The following is a 24,556-nucleotide window of genomic DNA, read 5'->3' as shown; positions in this document are numbered from 1 at the left end:
CCCCTCAACACGCCCTGCACCAACGGTACTAAGGAGTACCGCCCTCCGCGGCCAGCACCGCGTCGCGGTAGGCGCGGGCCGCCGCGCGGAGCGCCGCCTCCGGGTCGGTGCCCTCCGCCTCGGCGCGGACCGCCATGGCCAGGAGCTCGTACCCGACGCCCCGGCCGGCCGGCAGCGGCACGTCCAGGCCCGCCGTGCGCACCCGCGACGCCAGCTTCGCCGCCAGGGCCAGGCCGGGCTGGGCCAGCGGCACGCCCTCGGTCACCGATCCCCGCTGCTTCTCCACGGCCTTGGTACGTATCCAGTGCGCCTTGACGTCCTCCGGGGTGGCCGCCTCCGCCTCCCCGAAGACATGCGGATGGCGGTGGATCAGCTTCTCCACGATCGTGCCCGCCACGTCGTCGACGGAGAACGGCTCCTCCGGGTCGTCCTGCGCGATCCGGGCGTGGAAGACCACTTGGAGGAGCACGTCCCCCAGCTCCTCGCGCAGCTCGACCCGGTCGCCGGCCTCGATCGCCTCGACCATCTCGTACGCCTCCTCCAGGCCGTACTTGGCGAGGTCCTGGTGGGTGCGGATGCTGCTCCAGGGGCACTCGGCGCGGATCTGGTCCATGACCTGGACGAGGTCGAGCAGCCGGGCGCCGGGCAGGTCGTAGGAGCCGGGCAGGAGCTCCAGGTCGGGCATGGTCTCGCGGCCGGAGCCGGCCAGCCGGGCCAGCCCGTCGGTGAGCGCGCTCTCGCCCTCCGCCGAGGTCAGCACGACGACCGTACGGTCCTCGGGTACGCAGTAGTCGACCAGCTCGCGGGCGGTCGGGGCGGCGGTCTCCACCGCGATGCCGGCCTCGCGCAGATACGGCAGCTGCGGATGGTCCGGATCGGCGCACAGCACCCGCTCGGCGGCGCGCAGGACCTGCCACGCGGGCCAGGACAGCAGTCCGGGGGCGACCCGGTGGCTGGTGGTGAGCAGGACCAGGCGTCCGGTGCCGGGGCCCTCGGGACGGGCGGCGGCGCCGGGTCGGCGGCGGAGGCGTCAGCGTTCACGCATCGAACGTAACGCACCCCACCGACAACCCCACCGGCACGGCTGGTCCACGCGGACCTCCCGCCCGGCAGTGCCCGCGCCGCCGCCCGCCCGGATCAGGTCTGCTGCCGCGCCGGGGCGGTGGCGATCCACGGGTCCTTGGTCTCGCCGAGGATGACCTGCCGGTCGTCCCACCTGCCGAAGCGCGGATTGACGTCGATCCCCATCGACCGGGACGTCCGCGCCAGCGACCGGGCCAGCTTCTGCTGGCCCTGCGGCGTGCCGCGGTCCGCGCCGAGGTGCCGGGCGATGCCGTCGAGCAGCAGCTGGTTGCGGACCGTGCCGTCGACCTCGTCGGGGGCGATGCCCTGCTGCAGCCACATCGCCTTCAGCCGCTCGGCCCCGCCGGCCTGCTTCTCGGCCTTGCCGCGCCACGCCTGGACGTCCTTGCGGGTGACCGTCACCCCGGCGTCCTTCGCGCCGCGCGCCAGCACCTCGTCGAAGATCATGCCGTTGAGCGTGGCCAGGCTGAGCCGGCCGGTGTTCATGATCAGCTGGCCGCCCTGCGGGGACCTGGCCTGTGCGGCCCGTACGTCCCGGACCTTCGCCTGGAGCTGGGCGACGGTGATCCGCTTCCCGTCCACGACGGCGGCGGCACCGGGGTGCGCCTGGCTCCCGCAGGCGGCGAGCAGTGGCGTCGCGGCCAGCAGAGCGGCGGTGGCGGATACGGAGAGCGCTGTCCTACGGCGGAACACATGGCCTCCCGGCAGATCGTGCGACGGAGTCTCGACCTTGAGTGATCGATGCTATGAAGTCGGCGTGGCCCAGGCCACTGCTTCGGCCAACGATCTGCGCCGGGCTCGGTTTCTGTGCCCCGCACCCGGCCCCGTCCGGCCGCCCGCCCGATCCGGGCGGTCCGCGGCCCGCCCCGCACGGCGCGCTGCACGAACGCCGGGCGTGGCGTGACTCAACGGGCGTCTGTGGCGTTGTCCCCATAGTCCGGCGGGCCCCAACCGGTGAGAAAGGTGGCTGGAGTGGACATCGCGGAACAGGTGCGGACCCTGTTGACGACGAAATTCGGGGTGGATCCCCTCTCCGTGAGCCCGGAGGTCCCGTTGCGGAAGCTGGGGGTCGATTCGCTGGCGCTGGAGGAGCTGCGGCTGCTCATCGAGGACGGCCTCCAGGTCGACCTGGAGGACGTCGAGCTGACGCCCCGGGACAGTTACGGCCAGCTGCTGGCGGCCGTGCACGTGGCGGCCGCGTGAGCCGCCCGGGCCGGGAGCCCCACCCGGTCCCGGGCCGGTACGCGACCGGTCCCGCGCAGCAGCCGTACGCGGCCGCCGTGACCGGTCTGGGCATGCTGACCGCCGCCGGCGCCGGGGCCGGCGCGAGCTGGCGGGAGATCACCCGCGCCACCACGCCGTCCGGGGTGCGCCGACCGGCCGAACTGCGCGACCTGCCCACGGACTTCATGTATCTCGTCGACGGCCTGGACGTCGACGAGGCCCTGGACGTCGCCTCCCGCCGTCTGATGGACCGTTTCTCCCAACTGGCGGTGCTGGCCGCCCGCGAGGCCGTGGCCGACGCCGGGCTGGACCCCGCCGAGTGGGACGGCGACCGGGTCGCGGTCCTCATCGGGACCGCCAACGGCGGACTCCCCGCCTACGACGAGCAGCACACCACCCTCCTGGAGCGCGGGCCGCGCCGGGTCTCCCCCGTGCTGGCCGCGCTCACCACCGGCAACAGCGCCGCGGCGAGCGTCTGCCGCGATCTGGCCGCCCGCGGCCCGAGCCTCGCGGTGAACACCACCTGCGCCTCCGGCACCGACGCCATCGGCCTGGCCCGTCAGCTGCTGCGCGCCGGCATGTGCGACATCGCCCTCGCCGGCGGCGCCGAATCGGCCTGCTCCCGGCTGCTGGTGGCGAGCATGTGCAAGATGAAGGGCCTGTCGACCCGGCGGGACGACCCGGCCGCGGCCTGCCGCCCGTTCGACGCCGGCCGGGACGGCTTCGTCCTGGGCGAGGGCGCCGGGCTGCTCGTCCTGGAGCGGCCCGAGCACGCCCGGGCCCGGGGCGCCCGGATCCGGGCCGAGATCACCGGCTACGGCGCGTCCAACGACGCGTACGCCCCGGTCGCCCCGCATCCCGACGGCGCCGGCGCCGAACGCGCGCTGCGTGCCGCGCTGGCCGACGCCGGCGCGGACCCCGCCGACATCGGGCACGTCAACGCGCACGGCACCTCGACGGTCCTCAACGATCTGATCGAGGGCACCATGCTGCGCCGGGTGCTCGGCGAACACCCCCTGGTCACCTCGACCAAAGCCATGACCGGCCACACCCTCGGCGCGGCCGGCGCCATCGAGACCGCGTTCACCGTGCTGGCGGTGCAGCACCAGCTGGTGCCGCCGACGGCGAACCTCGTATCGCCCGACCCCGACATCCCCGTCGAGGTGGTGGCCAAGGAAGCCCGGCCGGCGCGGCTGGACTGCGCGGTGAAGACCTCACTGGGGTTCGGCGGGCACAACGCCGCCCTGGTCGTCAGCCGCGGGTGAGCCCACCGCCGGTCCCGGCGTGGCACCCACGCGAAGGAGACGCATGACCAACGAAGCGGTCCACCCCCTGAGGGTGGACGGGCTGTCCTACTCCTACCGTCTGGTGCGGCAGCCGGCTCCCCGGACCGAACCGGTACTGGTGCTGGGCGGCGCGCTGCAGGACAAATACGGCTGGCAGCACCTCGACGAGCCGGTGTCACCGCTGGCGAGCCTGATCACCATCGACCTGCCGGGCTCGGGCAACGCCGATCCGCTCCGCCCCGACCAGGGCCTCGCGACCATGTGCCGGGCGGTCGAGCACGTCCTCGACGACCTCGGGGTGGCCCGCGTCAACCTCTTCGGCTACTCCTTCGGTTCGGCGATCGCGTTCGCCTTCGCGCAGCGGCGGCCGCACCGGATCGCGCGGCTGCTGCTCGGCGGGGTGCCGGCGCACATCACCAACGCCCAGCTGGCGTTGTGGCGGCAGGCCGCGGCCCGGATGGCGGCCGGGGAGCCGGAGGAGTTCGTCGACCTGGCGCTGAAGCTGTGGCTGTGCCAGGACGAGAGCCGCTTCGTACGCCACCGCAAGCTGGTGCACCGTTACGTCAAGCGCCTGATCATGCACGCCGTCACGCACATCCCGCACGGCTTCACGGTCCTGGACCGCTCGGCCACCGAGGAGCTGAACCCGTCGGGCGGGCTGACCGGGGTGCCCGCGCTGGTCTTCTGCGGTGAGCACGACACGGTGTCCTCGCCCGCACGGCAGCGGGAGTTCGCCGCCACCATCGAGGACAGCCGCTTCCTGACCATCGCCGAGTCCGATCACTGGGTCGCCCTCGAACGCGCCCAGGCGGTGGTCGACCTGGTCGTCCGGTTCTTCACCGACCAGCCCCTGGAGACCGCCGACTACCTGGTCACCTGCGAGCCGGCCCGGCTCTGAAACGGCGCACGGGCGGGAAGCCGTAGTCCGCGCCGGGCGGGGCCGGTTGTCAGTGGCGGCTGCCATGCTCGACGTATGGGAGTGCTCTACGGCTATTACGCCGCCGCTGACGACGAAGACGCCGCCCGGGCCGTGGTCGGGGGCGACGACCGGCCGACCGGATCGGACCACGACGAACTGGTCGTCAAGGGCGTCGATCCGTCGGACGACCTGCTGCTCGCCGAGTCCCTCATCACGGGCACCGCGGCGAAGACGCTGCTGACCACGCCCCGCCGGTGCTCCCTGATACCCCACGCTCGGCGAGGGCGAGGTGGTGGCCGTCACCCTCACCGACGACTTCCGCGACGCCCTCGCCTCGTTCGACACCGCGCTGCTGCCCGACGTCGCCCAGGGCTGGGCCGCCGCCGGTGACTTCTTCACCCCGCCCGACCCGGATTCCCTGACCCGCTTCCTCACCGAACTCGCCGCCCTGGCCCGACGCGCCGTCAGCCGCGGGCAGCACCTCTACTGCTGGATATGCCCGTAGCGGAGGCCGGTAGCGGACAGGACCACGAGCGTCTGGGCGGACTCCGCTAGCCCTGGACCTGGCTCAACCAGTACAGGGTGCGGCGGAGTTCGGTGGGGAAGGCGTGGTGGGGGCCGTGGAGGCGCTCGGCGTCGTAGAGGAGGCGGGAGAGGGCTTCCTGGGCGGCGCCGCGTTCGCCCTGGGCGAGGAGCAGGTGGCCTATGGAGCGGCGGATTTCCAGGGGGCGGAGGGGATCGTCGGCGTAGTGCTCGAAGTACGGGAGCAGGGCGCGGTATTCCTCCAGGGCCTGGGTGACCTCGCCGAGCTGTTCGAGGCACTGGGCGGCCTCGTAGTGGAACTGCAGGGCCTGGCGGGTGGCGCCGGCGCCGGATTCCTTGGCGTACTCCTCGGCCAGCAGCCGGAGTTCGGGCAGGGCGCGGCGGTACTGGCCGTCGTCCATGAGGGTCGCGGCGTACTGCTTGCGCAGGGTGCGGACGACCGGGGAGTGCGCGCCGTGCCGCTCGGCGGCGGCCGGGAGGATGTTGCCGAGGATGTCCACGGCGTGGGTGATCCGGCCCTGGTCGAGCAGGTTCTTGACCTCGTCGACGGCGGCGGCGACGTCCGGTCCGCCGGAGGGGGGAGCGGACGGGGGGGGGCACCAGGGGGGTGGCGGCGGAGGTCCAGGCGCCGGGCGGGCGCGAGGTGTGGGGCGCTGCCGGTGGCGGGCCCGGTTCGTCGGGGCCCGGGTGCACGGCGCCGCCGGACGTCAGTACACCCGAGAGGGCGGAGACCCGGGGGTCGGCCGGGGCGGCGGGTGCGGGTGGTGCCGCGGCCTGGGGGTGGAGAGGGCGGTGGGGCCGGGGGGTGGGCGGAGCGGAGGGGCCAGGGGGCCTGGGGGTGGCGGAAGGGACGGGTGGGGTCCATGGGGGCGAGCGGTGCGGGCGGGCTCGCCGGGGAGCCGACCGTAGCGGTGGGCAGGAGCGGGGCCAGGGCCTGGTAGACCTCCTGCGCGTCGGCCGGGCGGGCCTGGGGGTCCTTGCGCAGGAGGTGCAGGACGAGGGCTTCGAGGGCCTCGGGGACGTCGGGCCGGAGCTTCCGCACCGGCACGGGCTCCTCGTGGAGGTGGCGATGGAGCACTCCGAGCGCCGTCGACCCGGCGAACGGCACCTCGCCGCTGAGGAGTTCGTGCAGCAGGACACCCAGCGCGTAGAGGTCGGTGTACGGGCCGACGGCTCCGCCCATGGCCTGCTCGGGTGCCATGTAGGCGGGGCTGCCGATGGGCGAGCCGGTGTGCGTGAGGCGGGTGGTGTCGGTGTCCAGCGCGGAGGCGATGCCGAGGTCGAGGACGACCAGGGAACCGTCCGGGCGGATCATGACGTTACGGGGTTTGAGGTCGCGGTGGACGATCGGCACCGCGTGCACGGAGGCGAGCACGGCGCAGAGCTGGGCCGCGACCGACACCGCCCAGGGCCAGGGGTAGGGGTCGTGCTCGGCGAGGTGGTCGGAGAGGTCGGCGCCCTCGACGTACTGCATGACCAGATAGAGGTCCTCGCCGTCGCTGCCGGCGTCGTGGACGGTGACCAGCCCGGGGTGGTCGACCTGCGCGGTGACCCGGCACTCGCGGACGAAGCGGCGCCGCATCTCCTCGCCGTCCGGGGTCCCGGCCACCCGGTCCGGGCGCAGCAGCTTGACGCCGACCCGGCGGTCCAGCCGGCGGTCGTAGCCGATCCAGACCTGTCCCATCCCGCCCTGCCCGAGCAGTGCGGAGAGTTCGTAACGGTCGCCGATGACCCGGCCGTTCACCGCCCCTCCTCCTTGCGGAGGTAGTCGCTGAGTTCGTCGAGTTCGGCCCGCACCCGGTCGATGCGCTGCGGCTGCGGACGCTCCTGGGGCGCGGGCGCGGGGAGGTACGGGGCGGGCGCGGGGAGGTGGCCGGGCGCCGGCGGCGGGGGCAGCCGGGTCTCGGTCACGGCGTACGGGTTGGCCGGGCGGGGACCCTGGTACGGCTGGGTCTCCCGGCTGTGGAAGGCGCCCGGTGCGGCCGGCGGCGGGCCGTAGGGCTGCGCGAGGGGCGGGACGCCCGGGATGCCGGCGAAGCCCGGGTAGGGCGCCGGCGCGTGGCCGGCGCCGGGTGCGGCGGTGCGCCGGGCACGGGTGTCGACCACGAGGTAGTAGGCCACGGCCGCCGCGATCTGCATCAGCAGCAGGCCCACCCCGACGTTGGTGCGCCAGTCCGTCTCGGCGTAGCTGGTGATCAGCACGCACGCGCCGATGACCGCCACCAGGTCACCGCCGAACAGCCACCAGCCCAGCTGCCCGCGCTGCACGATCGCGGCCGCAGCATCGGCACCCAGGCCAGCAGCCCCAGGCTGAGCACCGCGGTGGCCACGAACACCACCCGCAGCAGGATGACCGTGCCCTGCGCCGGCGGACGGTGCGGGGGGTGGGCCGGGACGGGGCCGTGCATCACTGCTCCTGACGGATCGGTTCGTGGCCGGTGGGGCCGTGCTGACACGGCGGCCTGGCACGCCGGCGGTGGTGCGCCCATCGCCGCACGTGCCTTGCGAGCGTATATACGACACCGGGCCCGCGTGCGGGGTTGTACGGAATGGGCCGGGCGATGTGCCGGGCCCATTCTGCGACCTCCGGCGGCCTCCCAGGCCCCGAGGGCCCTCCCTTCCGCCGGTCCGTCCCTATACCCGATCCGTCCGTCCGTCCGTGAAGTGAGGGGCGCCCGGTGCCGGAAAACGCACCGGGCCGCGCGCCCCACCGGTCCGTCGGTTCGGCGTGACCACCGGTCCGTCAGCCCGGCGTGACCACCCGTCCGTCACTCCGGCGTGACCGACCCGTCCGTCAGTCCGTCGTAGAGGCCCTGGACCAGCTGTTCGCCGAGCCGGGTGGCCTGGCGCAGGGTGCTCTCGAAGGCGGCCAGGTCGCTGAACCGGCTGCCGTAGCGGCGCTGTTCGGCGAGCGGGAGCCGGGGCAGCTGGAGACGGCGGACGTCGAGCCGGGTGGCGGTGGAGGCGTAGCTGCTGGCCTGGCGGTTGTTGGCGGTACCGCGCAGGAAGCCGGCGAGGAACCACGGGTCGAGGGCGGCCGGGTCGGGGCGCAGCAGGGTGAGGTTGCGGCCGAGGGCGGCGCCGGCGGTGGCCGCGTCGACGACCCGGGCGATGGCGCCGCCGCCGAGGACCGGGACGACGACGTCGCCCTCGCGGATCAGGACCGGTTCCTCGGCCGGCCCGGGGGCGGGCGTTTCGGGCAGGGCGCCGGAGGGGGCGCCGCCGGCGATGACGTCGTGGTCGGTGAGGACCGGGGGCGCGTCCATGCCCTCGGCGGGGGCGGTGCCGGGGCCGCCGGTGCGCAGCACCAGGGCGCCGGAGCGGGGCGAGTTCGCCGACGGTGGTCAGCGGCCAGCGGGCCGGTCCGGCGTCGGCGTCGGCGGGGCGCGGGGTGAGCTGGGTGGTCCGGACGAGGGTGGCGGTCAGCCGGTCGTGCACCTCGGCGAGTGCGGCCGGGCCGCCGGCCGCGGCGGGCGGCGGGAGGTGCCGGGCCGGGGCCAGGTCGACATCGTCGTCGAGGAGGTCGATGGCGGCCAGCGAGCGCCGGACGCCGGGCCGTTCCTCGATGCCGCCGTCGCGGTCGAAGGCCCGCCAGGCCTCCACGGCGGTGTCCCGGACGGTCTGCCAGTCGGGCCGGTCGCGGCCGGCGGCGGCTGGGCCGGCGGCGGGGCCCGCGGTGTCGACGACGAGGAGTTGCGGGGTGGGCGGGGTGGTGCCGCCGGGCTTGCGCAGCACCACAGGTGCAGCGGGACGCCGTTGGGCGGGGCGGCGCCGGCCGGCAGCGCGATGACCGCGCGCAGTGCGCCGCGGCGCAGCAGGTCGGCGCGGATCCGGCGGCCGGAGCGGCGGGACGCGGCGGCGGGCGGCATCAGCACGACGGCGGTGCCGCCCTCGCGCAGCCGGGCCAGGGCGTGCTGGACCCAGGCGAGTTCGGATTCGGTGCGGGCCGGGAAGCCGTACTCCCAGCGCGCGTCGTAGGCGAGTTCGTCGTGGCCCCAGTTGCGTTCGTTGAAAGGCGGGTGGACGAGCACGGCGTCCGCGGTGAGTTCGGGGAAGGCGTCGGCGCGCAGGGTGTCCGCGGCGCGCACCCGGACCTCGGCGGCGGGGGCGCTCAGGGCGAGGCGGAGCGCGGTGAGCGCGGCGAGGTCGGGGTCGGACTCCTGGCCGTGGAGGGTGACGGCGGTGCCGTCGGTCTCGTCGGCGGTGCACTCGCGGGCGGCGGCGAGCAGTGCGCCGGCGCCGCAGGCGGGGTCGAGGACGGTGGTCAACGGGCCCGCCACGGCGGCGAGTTCGGCCATCAGCGCGGCCGGTCCGGGCGGGGTGAGGGTGTACTGCCGGGGGTTGGCGTCGAGGTGGCGGCCGAGCAGGAAGGCGTACGCCTCGGGGCGCCGTCCAGGACCGCGAGCTCGCCGGTGGACCGTACGAGCGCGGCGGAGGGGGCGAGTGCCTCGCGGGTGAGGCCGCGGACGGGGTGGCCGGGGCCGAGCCGGGCGACGAGCACGGAGTCGAGCATCGCGGGCAGCACACCGGTCAGCTCGGTGTCGTCGGCGGCGCCGCGCAGCTGCTGCCAGGCGGCGGGCCGGTCGTGGGCCAGCAGCAGGACGGCGCCGGCCTGGCGGAGCGCTGCGGCGGCACCCGCGGGGTGTCCGACGAGCTGCTGCCAGACCCGCTCGCGCAGCGGGACCTCGGCGAGTTTGCCCTGGTCGCGCAGCCATTGCTCGATGTCGCCGAGGGCGAAGGCGGGGCTGGTCTCGGTGCCGCCGACGGGCTTGGGGAAGTCGGCGTGGCGGCGCCGCCAGTTACTGACCGCGGCCCGGCCGACGCCGGCGAGCCGGGCGATGCCGGCGGCGGTCACCTCGGTCGGGCGGCCGTCCGCCCCCTGGTCCGCTGACGCGTTGTGCGGCACCTGGCTGACTCCCATTCCGTGAACCCCCGACCTCCTGTGACCCCCGACGCTGTGTCGGCCAGCATACCCATCCGTCGAGATCCTCCCCCTTCACAGCGTGAACCAATCCTCTTCGCTCATTCATGTTGACTCGGTTCACAGCCTCTGCTGTTATTGACCCATCACCACAACGGTCTTCGATCCACCAGCCCGGAAGGGGCTCCCACGCATGTCCCAGCAGATGCACTTCCAGCCCGCCCCGCAGGGGCACGCCGCCCGCAGCAGGCCCGTAACGGTCTCGGCATCGCCGCCCTGATCCTCGGCATCATCGGCGCGCTCAGCGGCATCCCGATGATCCTGTTCTGGCTGCCGGGCCCTGGGCATCCTGGCCCTGATCTTCGGCCTGGTGGGCATGAGCCGGCCAAGAAGGGCCAGGCCACCAACAAGGGCGTGGCGATCACCGGCACGATCCTGGGCGCCCTCTCGATCATCCTCGCGGTCGTCGGGGTCATCGTCACCCTGATGGCGGTCAACAAGGCCGTCGACGAGGTGCACAAGGAGTACGAGAAGCAGTCAGGCAGCAGCAGCAACATCAAGGACCTCGGCGCGGGCGCGGCGGCGAAGTACAACAACGGCCTCGAAGTGACCGTCTCGAAGCCGACCCCGTACACCGTCGACAAGAACACCCTCATCAGCGGCCACACCGAGGGCAACAAGGCCTGGAAGGTCACCGTCACCCTCAAGAACACCGGCACCAAGGCGGCCACCAACCCCCTCATGACGACCGAGGCCGAGGCCGACGGCAAGAAGGCCGAGGAGGTCGACGACGACAAGCACGGCATCCTCCACCACGACTGGGAGAAGCAGCTCGACCCCAAGGAGTCCGACAGCGTGGAGATGGTCTTCGACGCCCCGGCGACCGCCAAGCAGCTCGACATCAAGATCACGCCGGACCTGCTGCTCGACCCGGCGAACTGGAAGCTGGCGCTCTGACGCCACGGGGTCCCGCCCCTTCCTCCTCCCCCTCCTGCCCGGCACCGCGACCCGCGGTGCCGGGCAGGCGGCGTCCCGTCCGGCCGGCCGGCGGGAACGGACCGTGCCGGCGCGGCGTCTGACTCACTGCCCGACGGGCGCCCGGCATCCGGGCCGGCCGCGTCAGGTACCTTTCCGGCAGTTGAGAGTGAGTGAGGACCCTGATGGACACGGCCGCCGCAACGGCCGGGGGTGCCCCCGGACGGACCTGGGGCAGGACGGCCACACCGTGCCACCGCCCCGGACCGCCGCCGCCCCGGCCGCGCCCGCCACCCCCGGGCCGCCCGCCGGCCCCCTCCGGAGCACCGCCGCCTGCTGGACCGCACGGCGCCGTGGGGGCACCTCCCTGTTCGAGCGAAGCCGAGAGCTTGGGGGAGGGTCCCCCGCCTCGACCCGTACTGGGCCGCCCTCTTCTTCTTCCTCGCCTTCGCGCTGCTGGCCCTGCACCGCTTCCAGACCCTGTCCACGTCCTCCTGGGACCTGGGCATCTTCGAAACAGGCGATACGCGGCTACGCCCACTTCCGGGCGCCGATCGTCGACCTCAAGGGGCCCGGCACCAACATCCTCGGCGACCACTTCAGCCCCGTACTGGTCCTGCTCGCCCCCTCTACCGCGTCTTCCCTCCTCACTGACCCTGCTGATAGCCCAGGCCGCGCTGTGCGGTGTCCGTCATACCGGTCACCCGGGCCGCGGCCCGCGCCCTCGGCCGCCTCCCCGGCCTCGCCCTCGGCATCGCGTACGGCACCTCCTGGGGCCTCCAGAAGGCCGTCGACTTCGACTTCCACGAGATCGCGTTCGCCCTGCCGCTGCTGGCCTTCGCCCTCGAAGCGGTGCTCCGCGGCCGCTGGACCGCGGCGGTGTGCTGGGCGGCGCCGCTGTCCTGGTCAAGGAGGACCTGGGCGTCACCGCCGCCACCATCGGGGCCCTCGCCCTGATACGCACCCGGAGGGCCAGCCCCCTCCCCATCGCCCTGGTCGGCTTCGGCCTCGGCGCCGCGGCCCTCACCCTCGGCGTCCTCATCCCCGCCTTCAACGGTCCGGCTCGTACGACTACTGGAGCAAGTTCGGAGCCGACGGCGCGGCGCGACGATCCCCCTCGACACGGCGCTGCGCACCACGCTGTGGGTGCTGCTCCCCACCACCGGGCTGCTCGCCCTGCGCTCCCCCCTCCTCCTGGTCGCGCTGCCCACCCTGGGCTGGCGGTTCCTCTCCCACGAACCCCACTACTGGGCATCGACTGGCACTACAACGCCGTCCTGATGCCGGTGGTCTTCCTCGCCCTGATCGACGCGCTCCCCGGGCCCGGGTCTCCGCCCGCCCCTGGCTGCGCTCCTACGCCCACCACCTGCCGGCCGCCGTCCTGGCCGCGGCCCTCGCGCTGACCGCCAACCTGCCGCTGGCCCGGCTCACCGAGTCCGCGACGTACCGCACGCCACCGGACGTCGCGGCCGCCGCGCGGCTGCTCTCCCGCATCCCCGACGGCGCCACCGTCGAATCCGACATCCGCCCCCTGAGCCGCCTCACCGACCACACACGGTCTTCTGGCTCGGCAACACGGGGGCTTGGCGCCCGGCTACATCGCGGTTCAGCTGCGGGACGGGCACACGGTGCGCCAGGCGGTCGCGGATGCGGTTGCCCGGCATCCGCGGGCGCACTATGTCGTTCTCGGCGGGCCGCGGATGTCCTGGTACTCCGCCGTACGGCGGTCCACTGACCCGTACGTTGCCGGCTTGCCCGCCGGGCGCGGGCCGAGCCCCTGGCCTTTGACCAATCCCCACAAGGGCGGGGGCGCCCCACCGGACGCAAGGGGGCGGCCCGGAGGCGCCTGTTGGGTGGACGTAAAGCGTCAGCAGTCCACCCAACAGGCGCCGGAGGGCCGAACCCGGCACCGCCCACAACCAGGCGCCCCCGGCCCAAGCCCCCACGCCCGCCGAAGGCGGAAGAAACAGCAACCCCCACGGCGGGCAAGCCGACAACGTACGGCTAGCTCAAGACCGTCGTGAGGAACTCGCCCACCCAGGCGAGCAACTCACGTCCCACCACCGGCTTGCCGCCGATCTTGGCCGTTGTGGGCCGGGGAACCAGGATCTGGTGAGCGGCCGGCTTGAGGACCGTACGGGGGTACAACCGCTTCAGGCGGAGCTCCTGGGACTCGCGGAGGTCGACCGGGCCGAAGCGGATGTTGGCGCCCTGGAGGGTGATGTCCGAGACGCCGCAGGAACGGGCCAGCATCCGCAGGCCGGCGACGAGCAGGAGGTTCTCGACCGGCTCGGGCAGCTTGCCGTAGCGGTCGGTGAGCTCCTCGCGGACCGCGGCGATGTCCTCCTCGGAGTTCGCGGAAGCGATGGCGCGGTACGCCTGGAGGCGCAGCCGCTCGCCGGGGGCGTAGTCGTGCGGGACGTGCGCGTCGACGGGCAGCTCGATCTTCACTTCGAGCGGCGGCTCTTCCTCCACGCCGCCTTCGAGGGACGCGCGGTAGTCGGCGACGGCCTCGCCGACCATCCGCACGTACAGGTCGAAGCCGACGCCGGCGATGTGGCCGGACTGCTCGCCGCCGAGGAGGTTTCCGGCGCCGCGGATCTCCAGGTCCTTCATGGCGACGTACATGCCGGCGCCCATCTCCGTGTGCTGGGCGATGGTGGCGAGACGCTCGTGGGCGGTCTCGGTCAGCGGCTTCTCGGGCGGGTAGAGGAAGTACGCGTAGCCGCGTTCGCGGCCGCGGCCGACCCGGCCGCGGAGCTGGTGCAGCTGCGACAGGCCGAAGTTGTCGCCGCGCTCCACGATCAGGGTGTTGGCGTTGGAGATGTCGATGCCGGATTCCACGATCGTGGTGGAGACCAGGACGTCGAACTTCTTCTCCCAGAAGTCGACGACGACCTGTTCCAGGGCCGACTCCGACATCTGGCCGTGGGCGGTGGCGATCCGCGCCTCGGGGACGATCTCGCGGAGGCGGGCGGCGGCGCGGTCGATGGACTCGACGCGGTTGTGGATGTAGAAGACCTGGCCCTCGCGGAGCAGTTCGCGGCGGATGGCGGCGCCGATCTGCTTCTGCTCGTAGGGGCCGACGAAGGTCAGGACCGGGTGCCGCTCCTCCGGCGGGGTGGTGATCGTGGACATCTCGCGGATGCCGGTGACCGCCATCTCCAGGGTCCGGGGGATCGGGGTCGCGGACATCGTCAGGACGTCGACGTTGGCGCGGAGCTTCTTGAGCTGTTCCTTGTGCTCGACGCCGAAGCGCTGCTCCTCGTCGACGATGACCAGGCCCAGGTCCTTGAACTTGGTCTCGGAGGAGAACAGGCGGTGGGTGCCGATGACGATGTCGACGGCGCCGTCCCGCAGGCCCTCCAGGGTCGCCTTGGCCTCGGTGTCGGTCTGGAAGCGGGACAGCGCCTTGACGCTGACCGGGAACTGGCCGTACCGCTCGGTGAAGGTGCCGTAGTGCTGCTGGACGAGCAGCGTGGTCGGGACCAGGACGGCGACCTGCTTGCCGTCCTGGACCGCCTTGAAGGCGGCGCGGACCGCGATCTCGGTCTTGCCGTAGCCGACGTCGCCGCAGATCAGCCGGTCCATCGGGACCGACTTCTCCATGTCCTCCTTGACCTCGGCGATGGTCGTGAGCTGGTCGGGCGTCTCCGCGTACGGGAAGGCGTCCTCCAGCTCGCGCTGCCAGGGGGTGTCCGGGCCGAAGGTGTGGCCGGGGGCCGCCATCCGGGCCGAGTACAGCTTGATCAGGTCGGCGGCGATCTCCTTGACGGCCTTCTTCGCGCGCGCCTTGGTCTTGGTCCAGTCGGCGCCGCCGAGGCGGTGCAGGGTCGGGGCCTCGCCGCCCACGTACTTGGTGACCTGCTCCAGCTGGTCGGTGGGGATGTAGAGGCGGTCGCCGGGCTGGCCGCGCTTGGCGGGCGCGTACTCGACGAGGAGGTACTCGCGGGTGGCGCCCTGGACCGTGCGCTGCACCATCTCGATGTAGCGGCCCACGCCGTGCTGTTCGTGGACGATGTAGTCGCCCGCTTCGAGGGTGAGCGGGTCGATGGTCTTGCGGCGGCGGGCCGGCATCCGCTGGCCGTCCTTGCCGGCGGCCTTCTGGCCGGACAGGTCGGTCTCGGTCAGCACGGCGAGCCGGAGCTGCGGGGCGACGAAGCCGTTGTCGAGGGAGCCGCAGGCGACGTGGACGAGGGCGGGTGAGATCTCGGGGAGGTCGGCGTCCAGGCGGGCGGCGATGCCCTCGCCGCCGAGCACCTCGACCGTACGGGCCGCGGGGCCGTGCGCCTCGGTGACGTAGACCGTGCGCCAGCCGTCGGCGAGCCACTGCTTGGTGTCGGCCAGCGCCCGCTGGGTGTCGCCGCGGTACGTCTCGGGGGCGTGCAGGCCGAGCTTGAGGGTGTCGCCGTCGTCGCCGGCGGCCAGGTCCTCGTCGCCGTCGGCACCGGGCCCGAGGTCGCCGGAGGCGAACGGCGTCACCGACCACCACATCATGTCCAGCTCACGGGCCCGGTCGCGGACGTCCGCGATGCCCCACAGGGACGCCGCGCCGACGTCGATGGGCGCGTCGCCGCCGCCGGCCGTCGCGGCCCAGCTGGCCTGCAGGAACTCCTGGCTGGTCGCGACCAGGTCGGCGGCCCGGGTGCGCACCCGCTCCGGGTCGCAGACCACGGCCATGGAGCCCTTGGGCAGGACGTCGAGCAGCAGCTCCATCTCGTCGACGAGGACCGGTGCGAGCGACTCCATGCCTTCGACCGCGATGCCCTCGGCGATCTTGCCGAGGAGTTCGCCCAGCTCCGGGTGGCGCTCGGCGAGGGTCGCGGCCCGGTCGCGGACGTCCGCGGTGAGCAGCAGCTCACGGCACGGCGGCGCCCACAGGCCGTGCTCGGCGATCTCCAGGGAGCGCTGGTCGGCGACCTTGAAGTAGCGGATCTCCTCGACGTCGTCGCCCCAGAACTCGATCCGGAGGGGGTGCTCCTCGGTGGGCGGGAAGACGTCCAGGATGCCGCCGCGGACCGCGAACTCGCCGCGCTTCTCGACCAGTTCGACGCGGGCGTAGGCGGCCGCCGCCAGGCCGTCGACGATCTCCTCCAGATCGGCGGTCTGGCCCGTGCGCAGACTGACCGGCTCCAGCTCGCCCAGGCCCTTGACCTGCGGCTGGAGCACCGAGCGGATCGGCGCGACGACGACGGAGACGGGGCCCGCGGTGGGGTCGTCCTGGCTGGGGTGGGTGAGCCGGCGGAGCACCGCCAGGCGCCGGCCGACGGTGTCCGAGCGCGGTGAGAGCCGCTCGTGCGGCAGCGTCTCCCAGGACGGGTACTCGACGACGGAGTTGTCCTCGCCGGCCGGCATCAGGCTGCGCAGCGCGGCGGCGAGGTCCTCGGCCTCCCGGCCGGTGGCGGTGACCGCCAGCACCGGGCGCTTCGCCTCGCGGGCGAGCGCGGCGATCACGAACGGGCGGGCGGCCGGCGGGCCCACGAGATCCACGTGCGGGCGGCGTCCGTCGGTCGCGGCCCGGACCGCTTCGGCGAGCGCCGGGTCCCGTACGACGGCGTCGAGCAGACCAGTCAGGCTCATGAAAGGCTTCCGTCCCAGAAAGCGAGGCGAACAACGCGAACAGCCCGCGACGTCACACGGGCGGGGGTTGCCCACGATACGCCCGACCGCCGACAAACCGCCGACCGAGCGGACGGGGCCCGGCCGGGGGCGGACCGCCTGGTCCCGTTCCGGATCCCGGTCCGGCATGGAAGGCTGTGACGGGAACGGTGCCCACTACACACAACGGTGGCACGGAAGCGGAGGGGGATCCATGAGCCGCAGGACCAGGGGCAGCGACCGCCCCACGGACCGGGGGACGGACGGCCCGCGGACGCCGGCGCCGGACACCGGGGACGCCCGCACCGGGCGGCGCGGCCCGGTCGTCGCCGCCCTGATGCTCGGCATGGCGCTGGCCGCGCTGGACTCCACGATCATCGCCACCGCCGTCCCCCAGATCGTCGGCGACCTCGGCGGCTTCGCGGTCTTCTCCTGGCTGTTCTCCGGCTACCTGCTGGCCGTCACCGTCACCCTGCCGGTCTACGGCAAGCTCTCCGACACCTTCGGCCGCAAGCCCATCCTGATCACCGGCATCGTGCTCTTCCTGGCCGGCTCGCTGGCCTGCGCCGCGGCCTGGAGCATGGCGTCGCTGATCGCCTTCCGGATCCTGCAGGGCCTGGGCGGCGGCGCCCTCCAGGGCACCGTGCAGACCATCGCCGCCGACCTCTACCCGATGAAGGAACGCCCCAAGATCCAGGCCAAGCTGTCCGGCGTCTGGGCCACCTCGGCGGTCGCCGGGCCGGCGCTCGGCGGGCTGCTCGCCGCGTACGCGGACTGGCGGTGGATCTTCCTGGTCAACCTGCCGGTCGGCGCGGTGGCGCTGTGGCTGATCGGGCGGCACTTCACGGAGCCGCGGCGGGCCGCGGACCGCGGCGGCGGCCCGGCCGGCCGGCCCCGGGTGGACTGGCCCGGCGCCCTGGCGATCTTCGCCTGCGGCGGGCTGCTGCTGACCGCCCTGGTCCAGGGCGGCGTCGCCTGGGCCTGGCTCTCCGCCCCGTCCCTGCTGCTGTTCGCCGGCAGCGTGGTGTGCGCCGCGGCCACCGTCCTGATCGAACGGCGCGCCGCCGAGCCGATCATCCCCGGCTGGGTGTGGCGCCGCCGCACCATCTCCGCGGTCAACCTCGCCCTGGGGGCGCTCGGCCTGCTGATGGTCGCCCCCACCGTCTTCCTGCCCACCTACGCCCAGTCGGTGCTGGGCCTGGGCCCGATAGCGGCCGGTTTCGTGCTGTCCGTGATGACCCTGAGCTGGCCGGTCTCGGCCGCGCTGAGCAGCCACGTCTACAACCGCCTCGGGATCCGCAACTGCGCCCTGCTCGGCATCGGCGCGGCCGGGCTGATCCTGCTCGCCTTCCCGCTGCTGCCCTACCCCGGCGCGGCCTGGCAGCCCGCGCTGATCATGCTGGCGCTGGGCGCCGCCCTCGGCCTCTTCCAGCTGCCGCTGATCATCGGCGTGCAGTCGTCCGTCGGCTACGCCGAGCGCGGCACCGCCACCGCGTCCATACTCTTCTGCCGCCAGGTCGGCCAGTCCGTCGGCGCCGCCCTCTTCGGCGCCGTCGCCAACACCACCCTCAAGGACCGCCTCGCCGACGCCCCGGCCGACATCCGGCCCGGCCTGCCCGGCGACCTCGACGCGGTCTCGCACGCCCTGGAGCACGCCGGCACGCTCACCGCGCACGCCACCGACTACCTGCGCCGCGCGGTCGCCACCACCGTCGGCCACGTCTACCTCGGCGCCGCCACGGCCGCCGCGCTCGCCGTGCTCGCCCTGCTCCTGCTCGCCCCGCGGCGCTTCCCGGTGCACGCGGAGGCCCGTACGGCGGAGGCCGAGCCCGGCGGGAAGTAGCCGGGCCGGAACCCTCGCGGGTCAGCCGCCGGCCTGGCGCGGCACCTGGGTCTCCACGGTGTCCTCCTCGTCCGGGCCGAAGGGGCCGGCCGCCGGGCCGTCGCCCTCCGCCGCCGGGGCCTTCCCGGTCAGCGCCGCCAGGCTGTTGCGGACGTGCGCCATGTGGGAACGGAGCTCCTCGCGCTCCTCGTCGTGCTCCCGCAGCACCCGCTCCGTGGACCGCTCGACGCGCTCCGCCGCGACCCGGGCCTGCGCCAGCAATTCGGCGGCCTGGTCCTCGGCGGCCTCCTGGTGGTGCCGGGCGGCCTCCTCGGCCTGGGCGTATCGCCGGCGCTCGTCGGCGAGCAGCGCCTCACCCCGCTCGTCCAGCTCCGCCACCAGCCGGTCCAGCGCCGCCTCCCGCTCGGCGATCTCCCGCCCGGCCGCGTCCCACTCCTCCCCCTGCCGCTTCTCCTGGTCGCCGAGCAGCTGGTCGGTGCGCCGCACCACGTCCGCCAGCGCCTCGGTGGCCTCCGTACGCAGCTGTCCGGCCTCCCGGGACGCCGTCGCCACCAGCTTCGTGGCGTTGTCCCGGGCCACCTCCTCGGTGTGCCGGGCCCGTTCGTCGGCGTCGGCGCGCAGCACGGACGCCGCCTTGTCCGCCGACTCCCGGACCTTCTTGGCGTGCGCATCGGCCGCGTCCCGCTCCTGCTCGGCGGCCTCCTCGGCCTCCGCGCGCAGCCGCGCCGCCTCGGACTCCGCCGTGGTCAGGATCAACCGGGCCTCGCGGCCGAGGGATTCGTACGTCTGCGGGGGCAGCTTGGCCAGATAGAGCCGCAGCTCGGCGAGTTCGGCCTCCATCTCGTTGCCAAGGACGGTGAGCCGCGCGGCCCGCTCCCAGCAGGAGTCACGGTCGATGGAGAGCCCCTCGAAGCGGCGGTCCACATCCTCCGGCCGGTACCCACGGCCCCGTACGATCTCGAACCCGTGAGGCGAAACCGATGCACTCATCCCTCAAGCCCCTCTGTGCAGTTGCGCGCACTTCTCCTCGGACCGGCCGGCGGCGGCGTCCTCGCGACCCGCCGGCCGACCCACTGCACCAGGATGCGTTATTTATCGACAGAAGTCGGAATTGGATCATCGTGGCGCAACGCCCGGAACAACCGGCTCGCCCCGTTTTCGTCCCACAGCAGTACCGACCCGGCCCCGGCCACCATCACCCCCGGCTGCCGCACCGGCACCGTCGTCGCCGCCCCGCTCCCGCCCGCGATCCGCTTCATCGCCCAGCCCATGTCCAGCAACTCCGCCATTCCGGCCTGCTGATCCACCCTCAACGCCGCCACCGACACGTCCAGCACCCGCCGCAGCCGGAACGGATCGAGCAGCACCCGGGAGTCCGTCATCCCGTCCGCCAGCGCACCGATCAGCTCACGCTGCCGCTTCACCCGTCCGAGGTCCCCCTGCGGGTCGGCGTACCGCGCCCGGACGTACGCCAGCGCCTGGGTGCCGTTCATCCGCCGGCAGCCCGCCGGGAAGTCCGCCCCCGACCTCGCGTCCCGCAGCGGCCGCGCCAGACACAGCCGCACGCCGTCCGGCAGCGCGTCCACCACCTGCACCAGCCCCAGGAAGTTGACCTCCGCATAGCGGTCGATCCGCAACCCCGTCGCCTGCTCCACCGTCCGGGTGAGCAGCCGCGGGCCGCCGTCCGCGTACGCCTCGTTGATCTTCCGGCTGCCGTACCCCGGCACCGGCACGTAACTGTCGCGCGGCAGGCTGACCAGCGAGGGACCGTGGTCGCCATAGTGCAGCACCATGATCGTGTCGGTGTTCCGCACCTGGTTGTTGCCGACGTGCAGCTCCTTGCGCTGCTCCGGGGTCAGCTCGGCCCGGCTGTCCGAACCGACCAGCAGCCAGTTCGTGCCCCGGCCCGCGGCCGGCCGCCCCGCGTAGTCGCCCAGCGCATCGACGTGCTGCAGCTGCCGCCCCGCCCGCACATACAGCCCCGCCCCGCCCGCCACCACCAGCAGGACCAGGATCAGCAGCGCCACCAGCAGCCACCTCAGCCAGGACAGCCGGGACGCCCCGGGCCCGGTCCCCCGGCGCCGCGGCGGGCGCCGCCCCGGCAGCGAACGGGCGATCCGCCGCCGGTGCCACCACGGCGGCCGCCGCGCCCGGTACAGCGTCGTCGACGAGGCAGGCCACGGCGACGGCCACGACGGGGGTATCGGACGGCCCATACAGGCATGGTCAGGGCGCCCGGCCCGGCCCGCAGGTCGAGCGCCCCGACTTCCCCCGGAGCACCGTTACAGCAGGCCGTCCCACATCTGCTCCAGCAGCACCGACCACCAGGTCTCCGGCGAACCGAGCGCCGGCGGATCCAGCGCCACCAGCTGCGCCTGGAAGTCCACCGTCCAGCGGCCCGCCTGCTCCGGCGTGAGCCCGTACCGCAGCCGCCACATCCGGCCCAGCATCGCCAGACAGCGCACGAACTCCGGCAGCCCGGAGTTCACGAACTGCGGCGCGGCCGGCTGACCGCCCGGACCGTCCCCCATAGCCTGAACGGCATGGGAGGTGCCCCCACCCATCGGCACCGCCACGATGTTCGCGGTCCCGTACTGGACGCACAGCTGACGGCCGAAGTCGTTGCCCATCACCAGGTACGACCCGGCGTCCGACGCCGGCTGCACCCCGCGCTCCGCCGCCAGCTCCGCCAGCGTCGGCACCGGGCGGCCCGGCTGCGCCTGCGCCCAGAAGAACGGCCCGAAGTCCACCGGCAGCCCGGCCCACACCAGCATCTGCGCCACCACATCGGGCACGCCGTGCCGGGAGACCGCCCGCTGGTCGAACCGGAAGATCCCCTGCGGCCCGAAGGACTGCTCCAGCTCCTGCCCGATCACCTGCGGCGGAACCGGCGGCACCGGCGGCACCTGCGACGGATGCGGCAACGGCACCCGCACCGGGGCCGGCCGCGCCGGACCGTCCGCGACCTGGTGCAACTCGCCCTGGTGCTCGACGAGATGGCGCACACCCTGCTGACGCGAGGCGTGGTCCCGGCCGTACGCGGCGGTGTGGCTGATCCGCACCTGCGGCCAGTTGTCCCGGATCATCCGCGCGCAGTAGCCGCCCGGCAGATCGCAGCACTCCAGCTCGGTGTGCAGCTCCAGCACCTGCTGCGGCGGGACGTTCATCCCGCGCAGCTCGTGCAGCAGCTGCCACTCCGGATGCGGCGTACCCGGCGCCGAACGGCGCACGATCTTCTGCTCCGAACCGTCCGGGGCGCGATAGCTCAGCACCGCCATGTAGCCCGGGCCGACCGTCGGCTGACCACTGGGCGCCGGCGGGTAGCCGTACGCACCGGGAGCCGCACCACCGGGGCCCGGCACACCGGGCGGCGGGGCGGGCTGCCCCTGCGGCGGACCCGGCACACCGGGCGGCGGCACGGCGGGACCGGCGGCCGGCGGCACACCCGGACCGCCGGGGCCGCCCGGGCCACCGGGCAGCGCCGCGCCACTGGCCAGCATCGTCGCCGCGGCGTGCACCCCACCGGAGGCACCGCCCGTGGCGGGCGCCGGCGGGGGCGGCGGCGGGCCGCCCGGCGCACCCTGGCCCCCCTGCGCGCTCTGCGCGCCCTGAGCACCGGGCGCACCCTGGCCGGGCCGCCCCGGCGGGCCGGGCGGCTTGGGCGCACCGGGTACGCCCGGAGGCGCGGGCGGCGGCGGCACACCCGGCCCCGCACCCGCACCACCCGGACCACCGGCACCCACGAGCTCCTGCAACGACGCCCCGTCGGCGAGCATCGTCGCCGCGGCGTGCACTCCGCCGCCCGGACCGCCGGCACCGGGACCGCCCGAGCCGGCCGCGGCCCCCGCACCGGGTCCGTCGGCGCCGCCCGGCCCGTCCACCGCGCTCAGATCGAGACCGTCCACATCCAGCTGCGAGACCAGCTGTGTCGGCACGTACCCGCCGGCCGGTGCACCGGCCGCACCCGGCCCGGACGCCGCGGGCCCACCGGACGGACCCGCGCCGGTCCCACCCGAACCCGCGGCCGGGGATTCCGCGGCCTGCGGGCGGGCGGGGGCGTGCCGGGGCCGGAAGCGCCCGGCACCGCGACACCGGGCGGCGGCGGGACGTCCGCGACCGGCGGTCCCGACGGCGGCGGCAGGTCCGGCAGCCCCGGAACGCCCGGCGGCGCGGACGGCATCGGCGGCAGCGGCGCGCCACCGGGCCCGCCGGCACCGTCGGACGGCAGGTCCAGCGCCGGCGCGACCTGGGTGCGCGGCAACTGGCTGCCGCCCTGGAGCAGTTCGGTCTTGGCGTCCGGCCGCGCCCGCGGCGCCGCCGGGGCGTCCTCCTCGTCGTAACCGGCCAGCGGCGGCGCGAAGACCGTCGCGGGCAGCCCCACCGAACGGTCCCCGCCGCCTGCGTCGGAATGAGTCGTGTCCGCCGCCGCCCAGGGGGTGTCGTCGCCGGCACCCGAAGCGGGGGCAGGAGTGGGGGCAGGAGCGGGCGCGGGCGTCGCGGACTGCTGTGGGGCGGCGGCCTGCTGCGGCACCGACGGGGCCGCCGGGCCGGAACCCGCACCGGTCCCCTCCCCCGCACTCCCCGTGCCGCCGCGCCGCTCCGGGACGCCGATCGCGTCCGCCGCCTCCTGCAGCCACTCCGGCGGCGTCAGCAGGAACGACGTCGCCTCCAGATCGATCCGCTGCGGCGGCGGCTCGGCGGCGCCGTACCCGCCGTCCACCGGCGAGCCGTACTCCTCCTCGTAACGGCGGATCACCTCGCCCACCGGCAGCCCCGGCCACAGCGTGGTCTCCCCGCTGTCCCGCGCGATCACCATCCGGGCCCGGCCGCCCTCCGACGCCGGACCCCCCTCACGGTCCTCCGCCCAGGCCACGAAACCCAGGTCGAACTCCCGCACCCGCACCTCACGGTGGAGCTCCGCCGGCACCTCGCCGTTCACCCACCGCTCGGCGCGCTCCTGCGCCTGCGCGAACGTCACCACCGCGATCAGCCCCCCACCGCGACGGCCTGTGCGAAACCGCCGTCCACCATCAGGTTCGCCACCGTCTCCAGCTCCGGCGGGTTACCCGCCAGCCGCTGCAGGAATTCGTCGAAATCCGCCCCGCACGGCAACAACAGCCGCTCCACCCGCTCCTGCACCGTCCAGCCGTCCCGGTCCCGCGCATCGTCGTACGGGCAGAACCACACCGAGCCCCGCCCCTCACCGCGCACCTTCACCGCGACCACACCGCCCTGCGCGAACGCCACCCCCAGATAGTCCTTGGTGAAGTGGTCCCGCAGGCACTTGTTCACGTACACCAGGTCGTTGACCGCCGCGTCGTCCCGCACCGTGAAGAACGGCTGGTCCACCAGCAGCCCCAACTCCGCGTCCAGCGCCGCACCCACCGGCGCGCAGCCGCCCGCCGCCTTCACGAACGACCGGTACGCGCCCGGCAGCCGGTACCCCAGCGCCTCCTCGGCCTGGACCACCTGCTCCTCACCCACCGACAGATCGCGGTGCGGCAACCCGAAGTGCGCCGGCCGGGTCTCCTGCAACGGCCGCGTCCCGCGCTTGTCGTGCGCCACCGCCGCCGTCGCCAGCCCACCGTGATGCCGCAGCAGCGCCTTCACCTCGACCGGGATCAGCTCCATCCGCCGGGTACCGGCCACGTGGTGCCAGGTCCAGCCGTGCGGCGTGGCCACCGGCGGCACGTCTATCCACAGCTCATGGCCCTGCGCGTGCAGCGCCGCGTTCGCCGACACGTAGTCCGTCAGCCTCAGCTCGTCGACCCCGAAACCCTCCGGCGGCTCGGCGATCTCCGCCGCGGCCCGGGCGTACGGCGTGAACTCCGGGAAGCCCCGCCCGTCCATCCGCACCCCCGCGGGATACCGCGCGGCACGCACCGGATCCGGAAAATGCACGACCTGTCCGGCATAGGCCGCATTCGGTGGCGCGGCATGTCCCGCCGCCTGGGGGCCGGGTGGAACCCCCAGCCCTGGCCGACCTGTCGTCATCGCGGTTGCCCCCTGGCTGAAGCTGGCTTTGAGGCACAGCCTATGCCGTGCCGCAACACCCTCCGCCGCCCCCGCCCCGCACGTCAGCGCCGCCCCCCGGGCCCGCGGCACGGCACCTCCGACCCCGCGGAACCGCGCCCTCCGCCCGCCAGCCCCCCACCCGTCAGCCC

16 protein-coding genes and 3 pseudogenes are annotated in these 24,556 nt (G+C 74.3%); 8 read left to right on the top strand and 11 right to left on the bottom strand.

The features are described 5' to 3' along the window. Positions 1-28: 28 nt before the first annotated feature. On the bottom strand, positions 29-973 hold the full coding sequence (locus OJ254_RS12800; RefSeq protein WP_265365135.1) for a nucleoside triphosphate pyrophosphohydrolase: 945 nt from the start codon (positions 971-973) through the stop codon (positions 29-31). Positions 974-1,137: 164 nt separating this feature from the next. Continuing rightward, positions 1,138-1,776 carry a SurA N-terminal domain-containing protein gene (locus OJ254_RS12795; RefSeq protein ID WP_265362433.1) on the bottom strand — a complete coding sequence of 213 codons (639 nt, stop codon included), beginning with the start codon at positions 1,774-1,776 and terminating at the stop codon, positions 1,138-1,140. Between the two features lie 279 nt (positions 1,777-2,055). Between OJ254_RS12795 and OJ254_RS12790 the strand changes: the two genes are divergently transcribed. The 4 genes from OJ254_RS12790 (at position 2,056) to OJ254_RS12775 (ending at position 5,017) form a co-directional block, all read left to right on the top strand. Beyond that, the gene (locus OJ254_RS12790; RefSeq protein WP_261951044.1) at positions 2,056-2,286 is read left to right on the top strand and encodes an acyl carrier protein; all 231 of its coding nucleotides are present in this window, start codon (positions 2,056-2,058) and stop codon (positions 2,284-2,286) included. Between the two features lie 77 nt (positions 2,287-2,363). After that, the gene (locus OJ254_RS12785) at positions 2,364-3,572 is read left to right on the top strand and encodes a beta-ketoacyl-[acyl-carrier-protein] synthase family protein (protein WP_265362432.1); all 1,209 of its coding nucleotides are present in this window, start codon (positions 2,364-2,366) and stop codon (positions 3,570-3,572) included. A 43-nt stretch (positions 3,573-3,615) separates the two neighbouring features. Further along, a complete protein-coding gene (locus OJ254_RS12780) occupies positions 3,616-4,491 on the top strand; it encodes an alpha/beta fold hydrolase (RefSeq protein WP_265362431.1) in 876 nt (291 codons plus the stop codon). 310 nt (positions 4,492-4,801) lie between these two features. Further along, entirely contained in the window at positions 4,802-5,017 is a 216-nt protein-coding gene (locus tag OJ254_RS12775) for a hypothetical protein (protein WP_265362430.1), read from the top strand. 46 nt (positions 5,018-5,063) lie between these two features. Here the strand turns inward: OJ254_RS12775 and OJ254_RS12765 are convergent. The 4 genes and pseudogenes from OJ254_RS12765 to OJ254_RS12750 form a co-directional block, all read right to left on the bottom strand. Continuing rightward, positions 5,064-6,799, bottom strand: a pseudogene (locus tag OJ254_RS12765) (protein kinase domain-containing protein). Further along, entirely contained in the window at positions 6,796-7,323 is a 528-nt protein-coding gene (locus OJ254_RS12760; RefSeq protein ID WP_265362429.1) for a hypothetical protein, read from the bottom strand. The pseudogene OJ254_RS12765 and the gene OJ254_RS12760 overlap by 4 nt, the downstream one beginning before the upstream one ends. After that, on the bottom strand, positions 7,251-7,463 hold the full coding sequence (locus OJ254_RS12755; protein ID WP_265362428.1) for a hypothetical protein: 213 nt from the start codon (positions 7,461-7,463) through the stop codon (positions 7,251-7,253). The genes OJ254_RS12760 and OJ254_RS12755 overlap by 73 nt, the downstream gene beginning before the upstream one ends. Before the next feature lie 360 nt (positions 7,464-7,823). Next, positions 7,824-9,976 (bottom strand): annotated as a pseudogene (locus tag OJ254_RS12750) (N-6 DNA methylase). Between the two features lie 138 nt (positions 9,977-10,114). Between OJ254_RS12750 and OJ254_RS12745 the strand changes: the two are divergent. From OJ254_RS12745 to OJ254_RS31010, 3 genes are all read left to right on the top strand, one after another. Beyond that, the gene (locus OJ254_RS12745) at positions 10,115-10,933 is read left to right on the top strand and encodes a DUF4190 domain-containing protein (RefSeq protein ID WP_265362427.1); all 819 of its coding nucleotides are present in this window, start codon (positions 10,115-10,117) and stop codon (positions 10,931-10,933) included. Between the two features lie 702 nt (positions 10,934-11,635). Beyond that, on the top strand, positions 11,636-11,908 hold the full coding sequence (locus tag OJ254_RS31015; protein WP_341483603.1) for a DUF2079 domain-containing protein: 273 nt from the start codon (positions 11,636-11,638) through the stop codon (positions 11,906-11,908). Between the two features lie 189 nt (positions 11,909-12,097). Next, complete coding sequence (locus OJ254_RS31010) at positions 12,098-12,232, top strand: hypothetical protein (protein ID WP_341483602.1); 135 nt, start codon at positions 12,098-12,100, stop codon at positions 12,230-12,232. A gap of 723 nt (positions 12,233-12,955) precedes the next feature. Here OJ254_RS31010 and mfd read toward each other — a convergent pair. Further along, positions 12,956-16,531: a transcription-repair coupling factor gene (gene mfd, locus OJ254_RS12735; RefSeq protein ID WP_265362426.1), complete on the bottom strand. Its 3,576-nt coding sequence runs from the start codon at positions 16,529-16,531 to the stop codon at positions 12,956-12,958. Between the two features lie 232 nt (positions 16,532-16,763). Here mfd and OJ254_RS12730 point away from each other — a divergent pair, with 232 nt between their 5' ends. Beyond that, on the top strand, positions 16,764-18,392 hold the full coding sequence (locus OJ254_RS12730; protein ID WP_265362425.1) for an MFS transporter: 1,629 nt from the start codon (positions 16,764-16,766) through the stop codon (positions 18,390-18,392). Positions 18,393-18,413: 21 nt separating this feature from the next. On the opposite strand, the gene OJ254_RS12725 is transcribed toward OJ254_RS12730, so the two are convergent. The 4 genes and pseudogenes from OJ254_RS12725 to OJ254_RS12710 form a co-directional block, all read right to left on the bottom strand. After that, positions 18,414-19,316: a cellulose-binding protein gene (locus OJ254_RS12725; RefSeq protein ID WP_265362424.1), complete on the bottom strand. Its 903-nt coding sequence runs from the start codon at positions 19,314-19,316 to the stop codon at positions 18,414-18,416. A gap of 164 nt (positions 19,317-19,480) precedes the next feature. Then, positions 19,481-20,419 carry an LCP family protein gene (locus OJ254_RS12720; protein WP_423836011.1) on the bottom strand — a complete coding sequence of 313 codons (939 nt, stop codon included), beginning with the start codon at positions 20,417-20,419 and terminating at the stop codon, positions 19,481-19,483. 255 nt (positions 20,420-20,674) lie between these two features. After that, positions 20,675-23,373: pseudogene (locus OJ254_RS12715) on the bottom strand (SUKH-4 family immunity protein). Positions 23,374-23,378: 5 nt separating this feature from the next. Then, a complete protein-coding gene (locus OJ254_RS12710; protein WP_265362422.1) occupies positions 23,379-24,386 on the bottom strand; it encodes an SMI1/KNR4 family protein in 1,008 nt (335 codons plus the stop codon). Positions 24,387-24,556 lie beyond the last annotated feature (170 nt).

This window comes from Streptomyces endophytica (assembly GCF_026153355.1).
GTDB lineage: Bacteria > Actinomycetota > Actinomycetes > Streptomycetales > Streptomycetaceae > Streptomyces > Streptomyces endophytica.
Note: the sequence above shows the minus strand (reverse complement) of the source record. Positions and strands in the feature narration are given on the sequence as shown.